Raw genomic sequence first — 16,790 nt, 5'->3', positions numbered from 1 at the left:
GCACGCGAGCGCTGACGGCATTGGCATTTACTCAATCAGCTTCAGCAATGGTGACAGGCATAACAGAATACCGTATAGCAGGATAAGCCAGGTTTTCACTCCGCGCAGGTTCTCAAGCTGTGTGACTTTATAGATAAGAAAGAACGGAATAATACAGGCCACAATACCGTACAGCGGGCTACCCAACTGGAAAAATACCAACACAGAAACCCGGAACGACACCCAGATCACCAGGGTAATCACGATAAACACACAAATACCCAGTGCCAGCACCAATGGGTTAATTTTATCGGCGTCTACCACGCGTCCCAGCAGGTTCAGGACAATGCCTTTAATCGCTTCATGAAAACCCAGATAAATACCGAAGAATGCGGTCAGGACGGCAAAGATATTCAGCACCGTAGAGGTGATGTGGATAATCTGCCCAGGAATGACCTGCGCTGCCAGCGCCAGCGCCGAGATGTTTTGCTCAAATGCCGACACCGCTTCTTCATGGCTAATGGAGAACGTGAACGAGAACGAGAAAAACAAAATGATCGCAATTAACGTGATGTAGCTAATACGGTGGGTGCGAATCGCCATACGGGTAGCGGTGACCTGGTCTGCTTCTCGCTTGCGATACGCAATATTCATCGGGTTCAGCACCTGAATAAAGACCGCTGAGAAGAAGCAGAACGGGATAGTGAGCAGAACATCGCGGAAGAAAGCGGGAGCTGCCGGAAACGCGGTGATGTTGCTGAAATTCCAGTGGGGGATCATCGCAAAGCCAAATACCAGAATGATGGCCACTTTCACTACCACCATTGGGCCGGAGATTTTGAACAGCAGTTTCTCTCCGCCAGAGGCGATAGCCACCAGTACTGAAAAAATAGCGATTTTATAAATAACCGACTGCGACAAATCCATGTCCGTCAGGCCGAATGTTTTGATATAAGAGGCGCTGTCGAAAACCACTGATAATGAATATATAAATATTCCGTGAATAATCATCAGGAAATAAATAACGCCAAGAAATACTCCCCAGTTTTTTCCTAAATAATGGCTGATTATATCGGTGTAATCGTTGCAGGTTTCGCTTTTTGATAATGTTTTTAAATAAATGTCCTGCACAATATAGGTCGCGGGATAGGCGATAATAAAGGCAGTTATAAATACCCAAATCCCTTTCAGACCGATTTGTACTGGCATCAGCACCGTGCCGGCACCAATTGCCATGCCAATACACAGCAGCACCCAGCCAAAGTCATAGCGGGTAAAAGGTAATTTTGTTGAAAATGCGGCGGCGGTTACTTCATTGTTGCGTAATTGTAATGTGTTGTCCTGCATAAAGCCCCCTGCCCAAAATACGCGCCATCCTGCGAATGTCGCAGGATGAGGCGTATAGCCAGGCCGTTGTGCCTTGATAATTCACATCGTGAACCCACAGTCGTCAGTTCACGATGGCGTGGTCAGAATGTCGCCTTTTTGATGGCGTTCTCAAGGTCGTTAATAATATCTTCGGGATCTTCAAGACCCACTGAAAGGCGGATAAGTCCATCGGTAATACCTGCTTTTAGCCGCTCCTCTGGCGCAACAGGCGAATGCGTCATTGACGCAGGATGCTGAATGAGGGTTTCGGTATCACCGAGACTGACCGCGAGGAGGCACAATTCTACAGAATTGATCATCCGTCTGCCAGCCTCCATCCCACCGGCAATTTCGAAGCTGATTATCCCACCCGGCAAGCTCATCTGGCGGCGTCCCAGCTCATACTGCGGGTGCGACGGCAGCCCTGGATAATAGACCCGGGTAATTGCCGGATGCTGCTCAAGAAAACGGGCAATTTTGAGCGCGTTTTCGCAGTGGCGTTCCATCCTCACGCCCAGCGTTTTCACTCCGCGCAGCGTCAGCCAGGCGTTGAATGGGCTCATGCAGCCGCCGGTAATGTCCTTGAGTCCGACGAAGCGTGCCTGATTGATAAATTCCTGCTTGCCAACAATCACGCCGCCAATGACATCGCCATGCCCGTTGATGTATTTGGTGACGCTGTGTACCACGATGTCTGCTCCCTGACGCAACGGCTGCTGGCAGTAAGGCGACATAAAGGTGTTATCCACCACGAGCAGCGCGCCGCGTTGATGGGCTATCCCGGCGGCGGTTTCAATATCAACCAGCGAAAGCGTCGGATTTGCCGGGGTTTCGATGTACACCACCCTGGTTTCCGGGCGAATAGCTTCCCTTATCTGTTCAGGATCTGAGGCATCAACGAAGCTCACGTTAATACCAAATTTCGGCATGCTGTGTGACAAAAAGGCGTGAGTGCAGCCATAGATGGCGCTGGCAGAGACGATGTGATCGCCCTGCTGGCATAGCGTCAGCAGGGTAGTGGTGATGGCCGAGATCCCCGACGCTGTCGCGAGCGCCGCTTCACCGCACTCAAGCGTGGCGAGTTTCTTTTCCAGCGCGTCGGTGGTGGGGTTGCCAAGGCGCGTATAGATATAGCCCTCTTCCTCGAGTGCGAAGCGAGCAGCACCCTGTTCAGCGCTGTCAAAGACGAAGGTAGAGGTCTGGAAAATCGGCGTGCTGAGCGCGCCCGTGGAAGGGTCCGGTTGCTGGCCTGCGTGAACGATCTGGGTGTTAAATCCGTAACGACGACAATCAGTCATGATATCTCCTTAGATTCGAAACAAAACAGCTCAGGCTGTAATAGCAAGCGCTGTGCCAGAAAAGGAGATGTTTAATATCAATATGTTAGTGTGAAGAGGCTGGAAAGAAAGTTGCCAGCTGGCAACTTTCTTTCCAGGACAGGAGGTGGAATTATTGCGGGTACGGTACCCAGTCGCCGCCGTTCAGTCGAACGTAGGGTTTGCCCTGGTACTCAATAACAATCGCGTTTGAGTTCTCGGACACCGGTGCCGTTTGTGGCAGATTGCTGGTGTACTGCTGCCAGTTGACGCTGTCCTCGGTAAACATTTTGCCGTCTACCGCGCGGGCAACCAGCTCGGAAATCGCCAGGTAGCTGCTTGGCTTGGTGATTTCAATCGCCGGACCCTGATGCGGTGCTTTCATACCGAAGAATTTCACCGCCGCCGGGACGTTGGTAATCGCCGGGCTTGGAATGTCACGCAGACCAGAGACCTGCATTTTGTCGCCCTTCAGCGCGCCGCCGTGCTCAGGTACGACCACCACCATCACTTTACGACCTGATTTCTCAAGCTCGGTAAAGAACTGATCCAGCTCGTCAAACATCTTCTGCGCACGCGCTTTGTAATCCGCAGTTTTACTCTGACCCGGGAAGTGGTTGCCGTCGTGCAGCGGGAGGGTGTTAAAGAAGGTCGCGGTGCGTCCGTTCTCCTGTTTCTCTTTATCCAGCCAGCGGTTGAGGTTGGCCAGATCGTCATACACCGGCGAGCCGTCGAAGCCCAGCAGGCTGACCGGCAGCCCTTTCTGATCCATCAGCGGTGCCTGCATGCCGCCCTGATTACGCACTTCTTTCAGGAAGTCACCAAACTTGCCGTCATGACCCAGCATCAGCTGTTCGGTAAAGCCCAGCTTCGCCAGGTTATCGAACAGGTAGCACTGGTTCCCGCCCGGCTGGTACAGATTGACGTGCGACTGCTGACCGCAGCTGGCGCGTAGCAGACGAATAGCTGCCGGGCCGCTGTAGGAGGTCGCGGAGTTGAAGTTTTTGAACAGGATGTCGAAGTGTGCCCATAGCGGATGCTGCATCAGACCTGCGGCTTCAATATCTGACCATGACAGAGAACAGATGTTGATGACCAGTAGTTCGAACGGCTGCGCATCTTCCGGCAGGGCCGCAGGGAAGGTGGTTTTGCGTTTATCTTCCGCCGCATAGAAGCTTGCCAGCCACGCGTTGAGGTTGGCGGAGGTTGGCGGTGCAGTCTGCGCCGGGATATCACCGACGACCGGATTATCTCCGGCGGTGGCCACAGTCGCGGCGGCAGATCCTCCGGTGGTGGTTACCGTCGATGTTGGCTGACCGGCAGGCCACAGGGAGAAGACCGGGCCGGTTATCGTCAGCAGGTTAAGCCAGACCATAATCGCCACCACAAACACCGTAACTCGGATCCACTGCGATAAAAATAGCCAGGCGACCAGCAGGACGAAGAATGCGCCGACCATCTGCCAGTTAATAAAGCGAGTGACCAGGTCCCAGACGTAGTCGGCGCTGAAACCGGCAATCTGCGACCCCTGGCTCATGATGCTTTCAGGACCCGGCAGCCAGGTATCATGCCAGAACAGGGCGAAACCGATGGGAATAGCTATCCAGTTACGCAGTTTATGCAGTTTGAGATTTGGCAGCGGCACCAGCAGAAAGGCCATGAAGACAAGGTTCTGCATGGCGTGGAAATTGAGATACCCGGCCCAAAGCAGGCCAAACTTCACCAGAAAGTAGAAGTTCCACCCGGAAAGACCACGCCAGTATTGCCAGAGTGGAGATGGCGCTGTGGCGGTTTTAATTGGTTTAGTCATCTTTTTGCGTTGCCTTGACGGTCGGGGTTCGGCGCAGGATGCCTGCTGGTTTTACGTAACGCGGTCTGAAGAAAATCAACCGTAACGCAGTTTCAATGCGACCAAAGAAGTGGCGCGCGATGTATCCCAATGGGAAGAAAATCAGCGCGCAGAGGATCACTAGCTGAATAATATCGCTAATCGACATCATGATGAGTGCTCCCCTGCGTTGAGGCTATGGGGCTCGGGTATGCGTCGCCAGCTTCGACCGTCATGCTCGACGTTGATAACATTGCTGCGCCCGGTAGTTAGCGGTAACGGGGTTGTCCAGCGCTCTGGCGTGACGACACGCATCTGCAAGATCTCTGAGGTTATCTGCTTATCTTCAAACCAAACCATTCGGTTGGAGAATATATCGCCGGTCGGTAACGGGAAGATGTGGTTCAGGGCGGTGTCCATATCGTTAATGCGGCAGAAAGAGAGGAACAGGACGAGGCGATTATCCCCGATGGTCACAATATCACCGGTACGGTTGGGGCGACACAGCGTGAGCGCTTGCTCCACGCGCAACCCTGGAGCCGGGCGCAGCGCTACCATCACGCCACGGCCATCAGCGGGCAGCAGCGGGTTGGTCATCATGTTGTGGACCGCTTCGCAGAACACATCCCATTTCTGGTAACCACGCAGCTTCAGCGGCTGCGTCATCGTCAGCAGCGTTCCGATATCCTCTGGCACATGGCGGCTAAACTGCTGACGCTGCACGCTTTCAATCAGCGTCAGGCAGCGGGAAAGCGGGGCGTTCCAGGGGATAACGATGTTGGCACCACAGCTTAGCAAAAGCCGTTCATCGGTGGCACGCAGGCTGGCGAGCGTCTCACGGACAATAATTTTCAGCGCGCTGCCACGCTGGCGACGCAGGGTATGAATGTAGGTCGCGAGCTGCTCTATCTGCGCGTTCTGGGTCACCGCGAAAATAATCGTGGCGGCCTGAGCGGTGCGCGCGGCGTTAAAGACCGCATCGTTGGTGTCATACAGCGTCCAGTATTCAGAGAGCGGAGGAGCGCCTTCGAGCACCGCGAGGTTACAGAGCACACTCTTTTCATCGCTGCGTGGCTGAACGAAGGTCTCTTCTTCCTCTGCCAGATGCCATCCGTCTTCTTTTTCTATTACCGTAAGCTGCTGACGGGCGCTGACGCCTTTGTCATTACACCAAAAAGCAATATCGAAAAGATGACTGTCGCCCTGATAGCGCAGGCTGGCAAGCCCGGATAAAGACCGATACTCACTGAGTAACAGCGATAGTTGATTATCGGTACTATTACCAGGGTTAAGAATAAGCATTGAACAGTGGTGGTATTTCACCCAGCGCTGAATTTGCGCCAGCCAGGCGCGAAGTTTTTTCGCGTCAATATTCTGCCAGGTGTTTTCGCGACACAGCAGGATAAATAAATTATTGACCGGATCAATTGAACAAAGTAAATCGCGGCCGAGCGAGTATAGACCATTTTCATGCTCTGGCATGGAAAATAGCCTTATTTTTTCTGGCCCGCGATCGCCGTATAACTTTACAACTTCTGTGGGCTTTTTCTCCATCACGATAGCGGCGAGTTTCGCATCCTTATCCTGAGTGGATAATGTATGGTTGAGCAGACTCACCGCGTCCTGATATCGGTCAGCATTAATCCACCACACGCCGCCCAGCGGCATCTGGCGGACTTCATCCCACAGCGATTGAATTCCAATAGAAAATATGGGCTCCACGGTGTCCCTCTTTTGTCTCGTATTTGCCTGTTAATCAGTTTACTAGCGAAAGCGAGAGAATAAACCTAACATTGAAATTAAAGAACATCAGAATTAGCATGTAAATGTATTATGAGTGATATCAGCAAATGAACGCGTGTTTTTCTGCCAGTCTGATCAGGATCATAAAAAATGTCGACAGATGAGCCCATTAAACCGGCGGATCCAACGCTCGGTTATACTTTTCAGAATGACTTTCTGGCACTGCGACGGGCCTTTTCATTGCCAGAGATTGACTACACCGATATATCCCAGCGCGACCAACTTGCCGCAGCATTAAAACGTTGGCCGCTGCTGGCAGAGTTAGCCGAGCAAAAATAAGAAGGAAGCTGTGGATGGCTATTCTGGGCTTACAAGGCATTCGTGGGGGTGTCGGAACCACGTCACTCACCGCAGCACTGGCCTGGTCATTACAATCACTCGGAGAAACCGTACTGGTTGTGGATACCTGTGCAGATAACATGCTGCGCATGTCGTTTAACGTTGACTTCCAGCACTCGGATGGCTGGATGCGCGCGCTGCTGGACGGAAAACCGTGGCAGGACAGCGGATTACGTTATACCCCGATGATAGACTTGCTGCCCTTTGGGCAGCTGACTCACGACGAAAAAATTAATCTGGCCGCAAAAGAGCCGCTGCTAAGACAAGCCGCTACGTTTATCCAGGAACTGCACCGGCAGGGGCATTATCAGTGGATTTTGCTCGATCTTCCGCATGGTTATGAACCCTGGGTGAGCACGCTTCTTGAAGCCTGCCATCACGTGATGACCATCGTCAACCCGGATACCAACTGCCATGTGCGTCTGCACCAGCAGGCGCTTCCGGCAAATGCCCATATTTTGCTGAACGACCTGCGGCTGGCCAGCCAGTTGCAGGACGACCTGTATCAAATCTGGCTGCAAAGCCAGCGCCGCCTGCTGCCGATTGCGATTCATCGCGATGAAGCGATGGCCGAGAGCATGGCTTCCAAACAGCCGCTGGGAGAATATCGCAGCGATTCCCTGGCGGCAGAAGAGATGGTCACCCTGGCGAACTGGTGTCTGCTGCATTACGCCGGAACGCACGAACCCGCCGGGAGTGAAGCATGATGCGCCTTTCGTCCCTGCTGCTTGCCCCTCCGGTGGCGGCGACGCTGAGCGCGCGTTACCGGGATTACCGCCAGCACGGTGCGTCCTGGATGGGAGCGACCCTGGCCTGCATTTGGGTGGCAATGGCCTGGACGTTTATCCCGCTTGAACACCCCCGCTGGCAGAAAATCCGCGAACACCAGCACGAGTATTTCCCGCATATTAATCCGCATCGTCCGCGCCCGCTCGATCCGGCGCGCTATCTGCTGCAGGCGCTGTGGCTGATGGCGACTACCGGTACCGGCGAGCCGCGTAAAGAGATGAATTTTCGCTCGTTGAAGACCGTGAAACGTCTTCGCGCTCGCTATCATGAGTGGCTGGATACCCTGCCGGAAAGAATCAACGACCAGACCGGGCATCTTGACCACCAGAAAGAGCTGGGCCATATCCACCCAAGGCTGCGTAAAGTGGTGCTTGGGGTTATCGTCTTTTTCTCCTTCGTCCTCGCGCTTATCTGTATTACCCAACCCTTTAACCCGTTGTCGCAGTTCATTTTTCTCATTCTGCTCTGGGGCGTGGCGCTGCTGGTGAGAAGGATCCCAGGGCGCTTCTCGGCGCTGATGCTTATCGTGCTGTCGCTGACCGTTTCCTGTCGCTATATCTGGTGGCGTTATACCTCGACGCTCAACTGGAACGACCCGGTGAGCCTGGTGTGCGGTCTGGTGCTGCTGTTTGCCGAAACCTATGCGTGGATTGTGCTGGTGCTGGGCTATTTCCAGATTGTCTGGCCGCTCAACCGCCAGCCGGTACCGCTGCCGAAGGACACTTCAACGTGGCCGACCGTCGATATTTTTGTGCCGACCTACAACGAAGACCTCAGCGTTGTGCGCAATACGATTTACGCCTCGATGGGCATCGACTGGCCGAAAGATAAGCTCAATATCTGGATCCTTGATGATGGCGGGCGCGAAGAGTTTCGTCAGTTTGCCAGAAATCTGGGCGTGCATTACGTCGCCCGAACCAGCCATGAACACGCTAAAGCCGGTAACATCAATAATGCACTGAAGCAGGCGAAAGGGGAGTTTGTCGCCATCTTCGACTGCGACCACGTGCCGACGCGTTCATTCCTGCAGATGACCATGGGCTGGTTCCTGAAAGACCCGAAACTGGCGATGATGCAGACGCCGCATCACTTCTTCTCACCTGACCCGTTTGAACGTAACCTCGGGCGTTTTCGTAAAACGCCTAACGAAGGCACACTGTTCTACGGGCTGGTGCAGGACGGTAACGACATGTGGGATGCTACCTTCTTCTGCGGCTCCTGTGCGGTTATCCGTCGTGAACCGCTGGATCAGATTGGCGGCATTGCCGTGGAAACCGTGACCGAAGATGCGCACACGTCGCTGCGGCTGCACCGCCTGGGGTACACCTCTGCCTACATGCGTATTCCACAGGCGGCAGGGCTGGCAACCGAGAGTCTGTCGGCGCACATCGGCCAGCGTATCCGTTGGGCGCGAGGCATGGTGCAGATATTCCGCCTTGATAACCCGCTATTTGGTAAAGGGCTGAAACTGCCACAGCGGCTTTGCTACCTCAACGCTATGTTCCACTTTCTGTCCGGGATCCCGCGGCTTATCTTCCTGACCGCACCGCTGGCGTTCCTGCTGCTGCACGCCTATATCATTTATGCCCCGGCTATCATGATTGCGCTGTTCGTCCTGCCGCACATGGTGCACGCCAGCCTGACTAACTCGAAGATTCAGGGGAAATATCGCCACTCGTTCTGGAGTGAGATCTACGAAACCGTGCTCGCGTGGTATATCGCCCCGCCGACGTTGGTGGCGCTGATTAACCCGCACAAAGGTAAGTTCAACGTCACCGCGAAGGGCGGGCTGGTGGAAGAAGAGTACGTCGACTGGGTTATCTCGCGTCCGTACATCTACCTGGTATTGTTGAACTTGCTGGGCGTGGCGTTTGGTATCTGGCGCTACTTCTACGGGCCGCAGCACGAAGTATTGACCGTGTGGGTGAGCCTGCTGTGGGTGTTCTACAACCTGATTATCCTCGGTGGCGCGGTGGCGGTATCGGTGGAGAGCAAACAGGTTCGTCGCTCGCACCGTGTTGAGATGTCGATGCCCGCGGCGCTTGCCCGTGAGGATGGTCATCTCTTCTCCTGTACCGTACATGACTTCTCTGACGGCGGTCTTGGCGTTCGCATCAATGGCGATGCCCGGGTGCTGGAAGGACAAAAGGTGCAACTGCTGCTTAAGCGTGGTCAGCAGGAGTATGTCTTCCCGACGCAGGTGGTTCGCGTGATTGGTAGCGAAGTGGGTCTGAAACTGCTGCCGATGACCAACAAACAGCATATCGATTTTGTGCAGTGCACCTTTGCTCGTGCTGACACATGGGCGCTTTGGCAGGACAGCTTCCCGGAGGACAAACCGCTGGAAAGTCTGCTCGACATCCTGAAACTCGGGTTCCGCGGATATCGCCATCTTGCGGAGTTTTCACCCCCGTCAGTTAAATATATTTTCCGGTCACTGACTTCACTGGTTGCATGGATAGTGTCGTTTATTCCACGCCGCCCTGAGCGAGGCGTGACAGAACGTCAACCGGAACCGGCTATGGCTCAACAATGATGATTACGCGATGAAAAGAAAACTTTCCTGGATGTATGCAGTGGCCGTGGGGATGAGCAGTTTTGTCCCATTTACCACAAATGCGGAGCCTGAAACGGGCGCTACCGCTGTTGCGCTTACTCAGCCAGCCGAACCGGTGAGCCCGGATCCTGGCACCGCCACCGCTGCACCAGCCGTGGTGCTGGAAAACAGCCCGTCGCGTGAGGTGAAGCTGACCTTTGCCCAGATTGCGCCCGCGCCTGGCAGCATGGTGCTGCGTGGCTCAAACCCGGACGGTGCGATTGAGTTCGGCACCCGGAGTGACGAAGTGGTCACGAAGGCGCTGCTGAATCTCGATTACACCCCATCGCCAGCGCTGTTGCCGGTACAGTCTCAGTTGAAGGTCTATCTTAACGACGAGCTGATGGGCGTTCTGCCGGTCACCAAAGAACAGCTGGGTAAAAAAGTCAGTGCTCAGTTGCCGGTAGATCCGCTGTACATCACCGATCTTAACCGCGTCCGCCTGGAATTTGTCGGCCATTACCGTGATGTATGTGAAAACCCGTCCAGCTCCACGCTGTGGCTGGATGTCGGACGCAACAGCTCGCTGAATTTGACCGTGCAGGGACTGGAGGTTCAAAACGACCTCTCGCACTTCCCGGTACCGTTCTTCGACCCACGTGATAACCGTGCGCTGAATCTGCCGATGGTGTTTGCCGGTTCGCCGGATATCGTGCAGCAGCAGGCGGCGGGGATTGTGGCCTCATGGTTTGGCTCCCGTGCTGCCTGGCGTGGGCAGACCTTCCCGGTGCTGTATAACCAGCTGCCGGATAAAAACGCCATTGTTTTTGCCACCAATGACAAACGTCCGGACTTCCTGCGCGATCACCCGGAGGTGAAAGCGCCGACGGTCGAGATGATGAGTCACCCGGATAATCCGTACGTGAAGCTGCTGGTGGTGTTTGGTCGTGACGATAAAGACCTGCTGATGGCGGCGAAAGGGATTGCTCAGGGTAACATTCTGTTCCGTGGCAACAGCGTCACGGTTGATGACGTTAAACCGCTGCTGGCGCGTAAACCTTACGATGCGCCGAACTGGGTGCGTACCGACAGCCCGGTTACCTTTGGTGAACTGAAAACGTATGACCAGCAGCTGCAGTCGACCGGTATCGATCCGGCCGCGATTTCGCTGGCGCTGAATTTGCCGCCAGATCTGTATCTGATGCGTAGCAACGGTATTGATATGAACCTCAACTACCGTTACACCATGCCGCCGGTGAAAGACAGCTCGCGGATGGATATCAGCCTCAACGATCAGTTCCTGCAGTCGTTTAACCTGAACAGTACTCAGGAAGCCAACAAGTTGCTGTTGCGCCTGCCGGTGCTGCAGGGGCTGCTGGATGGTAAAGGTGCCGTGACCATCCCGGCGCTGCGCCTCGGTGCAATGAACCAGCTGCGCTTTAATTTCCAGTATATGAACCCGATGCCGGGCGGGACCATTGAGAACTGCATTACCTTCCAGCCGGTGTTGAACCACGTGGTTATCGATGATGATTCCACCATCGATTTCTCCAACTACTATCACTTCCTGGCAATGCCTGATTTGCGCGCATTTGCCAATGCGGGCTTCCCGTATAGCCGAATGGCAGATCTCTCCGATTCGATGGTGGTGATGCCGAAGACCCCGAATGAAAGCCAGATCAGCACGCTGCTGGATACCGTAGGTACCATTGGGGCGCAGACTGGCTTCCCGGCGGTTAACGTTACGATCACCGACGATCCTGCACAGATTCAGAATAAGGACGCCGATCTCCTGCTGATTGGGGCGATCCCGGACAAGCTGAAAGACGACAAACGCATCGATTTGCTGGTTGACGCCACGAAGAGCTGGGTGAAGACGCCGCTGCGTCATAACTCGCTGGCGTCGGTGGTAATGGATGAAAACTCCCGCCAGCCAGACGTTCAGACCAGCGTAACCTCAAACGGCGCGATGGCGGCGATTGTCGGCTTTGAATCTCCGTATAACGATCAGCGTAGCGTGGTCGCGCTGCTGGCAGACAGCCCGCGCGGCTACGAGCTGCTTAATCAGGCGATGAGCGATACCGGTAAACGCTCTGCCATCTTCGGTTCGGTGTCGGTCATTCGTGAGTCGGGCGTGAACAGCCTGCGCGTGGGGGATGTTTACTACGTCGGTCACCTGCCATGGTTCGAGCGCGTCTGGTTTGCGCTCTCTAACCATCCTGTTCTGCTCGCGATCCTGGCGGCGGTAAGCGTAGTGTTGCTGGCGTGGGTGCTGTGGCGTCTGCTGCGCATCATCAGCCGTCGTCGCCTTGACCCGCATGACGAGTAACTGAAGATGAACGCCGTGCGTGGGATTGTGCTGATGCTGGCGATGATGGTCACGGTACAGGTGCAGGCCGCCTGTACCTGGCCTGCCTGGGATCAGTTCAAAAAGGACTACCTCAGCGACGGCGGGCGGATTATCGACCCGAGCGACGCGCGGAAAATTACCACCTCTGAAGGCCAGAGCTATGCGCTGTTTTTCGCCCTGGTGGCGAATGATCGTTCAACCTTCTCTTCGCTGTTTGACTGGACGCAAAACAACCTTGCGCAGGGCGACCTGCGCACCCACCTGCCTGCCTGGCTGTGGGGTCAAAAAGGGGGTGACCAGTGGACCGTAATCGACCCTAACTCCGCGTCTGACGCTGATATCTGGATAGCCTGGACGCTAATGGAAGCGGGAAGACTCTGGAAGGAGCCGCGGTACAGTGAGGCCGGGAAGGGGCTGCTGTCGCGGATTGCCAAAGAAGAAGTCGTGACCATCCCTGGCCTTGGCTCCACGCTGCTGCCGGGAAAAATCGGTTTTGCCGATGACAAAGGCTGGCGCCTGAATCCAAGCTATCTGCCACCGCAGCTCGCCAGCTATTTTGCCCATGGCGGAGGGCCATGGCGCGCGGTGCAACAGTCTAACCTGCGTCTGTTATTAGAAACCGCGCCGAAGGGTTTTTCACCGGACTGGGTGCGTTATGAGAAGAACAAAGGCTGGCAGCTGAAGCCAGAAAAACCGCTGGTGGGCAGCTACGATGCCATCCGCGTCTATCTGTGGGCTGGCATGCTCCACGATAGCGACCCGCAAAAAGCGCGGCTGCTGAAGCGCTTTGCACCCATGGCGGCAGAAACGCGTAAAGCAGGTGTACCGCCGGAAAAAGTGGATATCGCCACCGGTAAAGTGACCGGCATTGGCCCGGTCGGTTTTTCCTCTGCTCTACTACCCTTTTTACAAGAACGCGATGCCCAGGCGCTTCAGCGCCAGCGCGTCGCCGATAACTTCCCCGGCACTGACGCCTATTACAGTTTCGTTTTAACCTTATTCGGCCAGGGATGGGATCAGCACCGTTTTCGTTTCACCGCTCGCGGTGAATTACTACCTGACTGGGGCCAGGAATGCGCAAGTTCACATTAAGTTTACTGAGTTTATCGCTTGGCATCTCGTTGATGCCGATAGCCTCGGCGGAGACCTCGCCGCAGCAACAGCTGCTGGAGCAGGTTCGTCTGGGGGAGGCCAGTCATCGGGAAGACCTGGTCCGCCAGTCGCTGTACCGCCTGGAGCTGATTGACCCGAATAACCCGGAAGTCGTTGCCGCGCGCATGCGCTACCTGATGCGTCAGGGTGATACCGCGGGCGCACAGAAACAGCTCGACCGTCTGTCGCAGCTGGCACCCAGCTCAAATGCCTATCGCGCCTCGCGCAGCGAAATGGAGCTCTCCACCCCGGAAGGGCGTCAGGCGTTGCAGCAGGCGCGGTTGCTGAGCAGTACCGGTCACGTACCGGAGGGCGTCGCGGCATACGATAAAATTTTCAAAGGTGCACCGCCGGACGGTGACCTGGCCGTGGAATACTGGAGCGTCGTGTCGCGTATTCCGGCACGCCATGGTGAAGCGGTAAACGCCCTTAAAACCCTGAACCAGCGCATGCCGGGCAACGTGCAGTTGCAGACGACGCTTGCCAAAACTCTGCTGGCCGACGGTAAACGTGATGAAGCTTACGCGGTGCTGGAGCAGATGGCGAAGTCTAACGCCGGACGCAATACGGCAGCGGACATCTGGTACGATCAAATCAAGAATATGCCGGTTAGCAGCGGCAGCGTGCAGGCGTTACAGCGCTTCCTCGGTGTATTTAGCACGGGGGATATCGCCGCGACCGCGAAATCCCAGCTGGCAGACCAGCAAAAGCAGCTTGCCGATCCTAATTTCCGCGTGAAGGCCGACCAGCAGGCGAAAGCCGCCGCGGCCGAAGAGAGTAAACCGCAGACCTGGCAGATTTACTGGCCGCTTATTCGTAAGGGAGATGCCGCGCTGAAAGCGGGCGATCTCAACCAGGCCGAGAGTATTTATCAGCAGGCGCGTCGCGTTGACGGCACTAACGGTTACGCCGTGCAGGGCCTGGGCGATGTAGCCATGGCGCGGAAAGATACCGCAGCGGCGGAGCGCTATTACCAGCAAACGCTACACCTCGACAGCAGCAACAGCGGCGCCGTGCGCGGGCTGGCTAATATCTATCGCGCCCAGTCGCCGGAAAAGGCGACCGCGTACATTAACAGCCTCACGCCTCGTCAGCGTAAGAGCATTGATGATATCGAGCGTAGCCTGACGAACGATCGGCTGTCGCAGCAGGCTGAAGCGCTTGAGAACCAGGGGAAATGGGCACAGGCCGCCGAAATCCAACGCCAGCGGCTGGCGCTGGATCCGGGCAGCGTCTGGGTCACCTATCGTCTGGCGAAAGATTTATCCAGCGCGGGCAAACGCAGCGAAGCTGACGCGTTGATGCGTAATCTGGCGCAGCAGAAGCCAAACGATCCGGATCAGGTTTATGCCTGGGCGCTGTACTTCTCTGGTAACGATCAGGATCAGGCCGCGTTGGCCCACCTTAATGCGCTACCGAAAAATCAGTGGAACGACAATATTCGCGAGCTTTCCGAGCGCCTGCAGACCAACCAGGTCATGGAAACGGCGAACCGTCTGCGTGATAGTGGCCAGGAGGCGCAGGCCATTGCGCTACTGAAGCAACAGCCGCCGTCCACGCGCATTGATTCAACCCTGGCAGACTGGGCGCAGCAGCGCGGTGATACGCAAACCGCAATCGATCAGTACAACGCGGTGCTGGCTAAAGAGCCGGACAACGCCGACGCGCGTCTGGGGCTGGCTGAGGTGTATATCGCCGCCGGTGATAAAGCCAGCGCCCGTGAACAGCTGGCTAAACTGCCGCCGATCAAAAGTGATACCTCGCTGAATACGCAGCGCCGCATGGCACTGGCGCAGTCAGCGCTCGGGGATACCGCCAGCGCCGAACAGATTTTCAGTAACATTATCCCGAAAGCGAAATCCCAGCCGCCGTCGATGGACAGCGCGCTGGTGCTGCGTGACGCCGCACGCGTTCAGGCCGCTAACGGCAACCCGCAGCAGGCGCTGGAAAGCTACAAAGACGCGATGGTGTCTTCGGGCATTACCACCACGCGGCCGCAGGATAACGACACCTTTACGCGTCTGACCCGCAACGATGTTAACGACGACTGGCTGAAGCGTGGACTGCGCAGCGATGCCGGGGATCTCTACCGTCAGCAGGATGTGAACGTGACGCTGGAGCACGATTACTGGGGCTCCAGCGGTACCGGCGGGTATTCGGATTTGAAAGCGCACACCACCATGCTGCAGGCAGATGCGCCGCTGGCGGATGGGCGTATGTTCTTCCGCTCCGATTTCGTCAACATGAATGCCGGGAACTTCTCCACCAACGGCGATGGCACCTACGATCCGAACTGGGGGACCTGTACCCTCGGTAAGGACGGTTGTAGCGGTAGCCGCTCGCAGTCGAGCAACGGCGCAAGCGTGGCGGTAGGCTGGCGTAACGCAACCTGGGATATGGACATCGGGACCACGCCTATCGGTTTCGACGTTGTCGATGTGGTGGGTGGCCTTAGCTATAGCAACGATCTCGGGCCGTTCGGTTATACCCTCAACGTCCACCGTCGTCCTATCACCAGCTCGCTGCTGGCGTTCGGCGGGCAGAAAGACAACGACAGCAACGGCCATACCGGCACCACCTGGGGCGGCGTGCGCGCTACCGGTGGGCTGGTCAGCATGAGCTACGACAAAGGCGATGCGAACGGGGTCTGGGCGAACCTGGGCGCCGATACGCTGACCGGTAAGAACGTTGAGGATAACTGGCGTGTGCGCTGGATGGCGGGCTACTACTACAAGGTCATCAACGAAAATAACCGCCGCGTGACCATCGGCCTTAACAACATGCTCTGGCACTACGACAAAGACCTGAGTGGTTATACCCTTGGCCAGGGCGGCTACTACAGCCCGCAGGAGTATGTCTCTTTTGCGGTGCCCGTTCTGTGGCGCGAGCGTACAGAGAACTGGTCCTGGGAACTGGGGGCTTCCGGCTCGTGGTCGCACTCACGGACCAAAACGATGCCGCGCTACCCGCTGCTTAACCTGATACCCAGCGACTGGCAGGCCGATGCGGCAAGCCAGACCAATGACGGCAGCTCAAGTAATGGCTTTGGTTATACCGCCCGTGCGCTGATTGAACGTCGTGTCACCTCTAACTGGTTTATCGGTGCGGCGGTGGATATTCAGCAGGCGAAGGATTATACCCCAAGCCATGCGCTGCTTTACGTGCGTTATTCTGCAGCCGGCTGGCAGGGGGATATGGACATGCCGCCGCGGCCGCTGGTTCCGTACGCGGACTGGTAATCCGGAATAGTCCGTATTTCTGGGGTTTTTCCCATCGGTATCTCTGCTCAATCGAGTATAATCAGCCGACGTTCTGGTAACATTCAGTTAC

At 55.9% G+C, this 16,790-nt stretch carries 11 protein-coding genes; 6 read left to right on the top strand and 5 right to left on the bottom strand.

The window, feature by feature from the left end; genetic code table 11:
• Positions 1-27 precede the first annotated feature (27 nt).
• From C7387_RS18885 to bcsE, 5 genes are all read right to left on the bottom strand, one after another.
• Positions 28-1,326, bottom strand: a complete 1,299-nt coding sequence (locus C7387_RS18885; RefSeq protein WP_006817681.1) for an aromatic amino acid transport family protein — start codon at positions 1,324-1,326, stop codon at positions 28-30.
• Between the two features lie 122 nt (positions 1,327-1,448).
• Positions 1,449-2,645, bottom strand: coding sequence for a methionine gamma-lyase (gene megL / locus C7387_RS18880; protein WP_006817680.1), 1,197 nt, complete (start codon positions 2,643-2,645; stop codon positions 1,449-1,451).
• A 151-nt stretch (positions 2,646-2,796) separates the two neighbouring features.
• Positions 2,797-4,473, bottom strand: coding sequence for a cellulose biosynthesis protein BcsG (gene bcsG / locus C7387_RS18875; protein ID WP_120817270.1), 1,677 nt, complete (start codon positions 4,471-4,473; stop codon positions 2,797-2,799).
• Positions 4,466-4,663, bottom strand: coding sequence for a cellulose biosynthesis protein BcsF (gene bcsF / locus C7387_RS18870; RefSeq protein ID WP_006817678.1), 198 nt, complete (start codon positions 4,661-4,663; stop codon positions 4,466-4,468). The genes bcsG and bcsF overlap by 8 nt, the downstream gene beginning before the upstream one ends.
• Positions 4,660-6,213, bottom strand: coding sequence for a cellulose biosynthesis c-di-GMP-binding protein BcsE (gene bcsE, locus C7387_RS18865; RefSeq protein ID WP_006817677.1), 1,554 nt, complete (start codon positions 6,211-6,213; stop codon positions 4,660-4,662). The genes bcsF and bcsE overlap by 4 nt, the downstream gene beginning before the upstream one ends.
• 171 nt (positions 6,214-6,384) lie before the next feature.
• Here bcsE and bcsR point away from each other — a divergent pair, with 171 nt between their 5' ends.
• From bcsR to bcsC, 6 genes are read left to right on the top strand one after another with little or no spacing between them, the layout of a single operon-like run.
• The gene (gene bcsR, locus C7387_RS18860) at positions 6,385-6,573 is read left to right on the top strand and encodes a cellulose biosynthesis protein BcsR (RefSeq protein WP_006817676.1); all 189 of its coding nucleotides are present in this window, start codon (positions 6,385-6,387) and stop codon (positions 6,571-6,573) included.
• A 14-nt stretch (positions 6,574-6,587) separates the two neighbouring features.
• The gene (bcsQ, locus tag C7387_RS18855) at positions 6,588-7,340 is read left to right on the top strand and encodes a cellulose biosynthesis protein BcsQ (protein ID WP_120817269.1); all 753 of its coding nucleotides are present in this window, start codon (positions 6,588-6,590) and stop codon (positions 7,338-7,340) included.
• Positions 7,337-9,958, top strand: a complete 2,622-nt coding sequence (gene bcsA / locus C7387_RS18850) for a UDP-forming cellulose synthase catalytic subunit (protein ID WP_120817268.1) — start codon at positions 7,337-7,339, stop codon at positions 9,956-9,958. The genes bcsQ and bcsA overlap by 4 nt, the downstream gene beginning before the upstream one ends.
• A gap of 10 nt (positions 9,959-9,968) precedes the next feature.
• Positions 9,969-12,287, top strand: a complete 2,319-nt coding sequence (gene bcsB, locus C7387_RS18845) for a cellulose biosynthesis cyclic di-GMP-binding regulatory protein BcsB (RefSeq protein WP_006817673.1) — start codon at positions 9,969-9,971, stop codon at positions 12,285-12,287.
• A gap of 6 nt (positions 12,288-12,293) precedes the next feature.
• Positions 12,294-13,400, top strand: coding sequence for a cellulose synthase complex periplasmic endoglucanase BcsZ (gene bcsZ / locus C7387_RS18840; RefSeq protein ID WP_120817267.1), 1,107 nt, complete (start codon positions 12,294-12,296; stop codon positions 13,398-13,400).
• Positions 13,382-16,699 carry a cellulose synthase complex outer membrane protein BcsC gene (gene bcsC / locus C7387_RS18835; RefSeq protein ID WP_120817266.1) on the top strand — a complete coding sequence of 1,106 codons (3,318 nt, stop codon included), beginning with the start codon at positions 13,382-13,384 and terminating at the stop codon, positions 16,697-16,699. Before bcsZ ends, bcsC begins: the two co-directional genes overlap by 19 nt.
• Positions 16,700-16,790 lie beyond the last annotated feature (91 nt).

The sequence above is a fragment of the Yokenella regensburgei genome, from assembly GCF_003634235.1.
In the GTDB taxonomy this organism is placed as follows: Bacteria; Pseudomonadota; Gammaproteobacteria; order Enterobacterales; family Enterobacteriaceae; genus Yokenella; species Yokenella regensburgei.
This window is presented reverse-complemented; position numbering and strand designations above follow the sequence as displayed.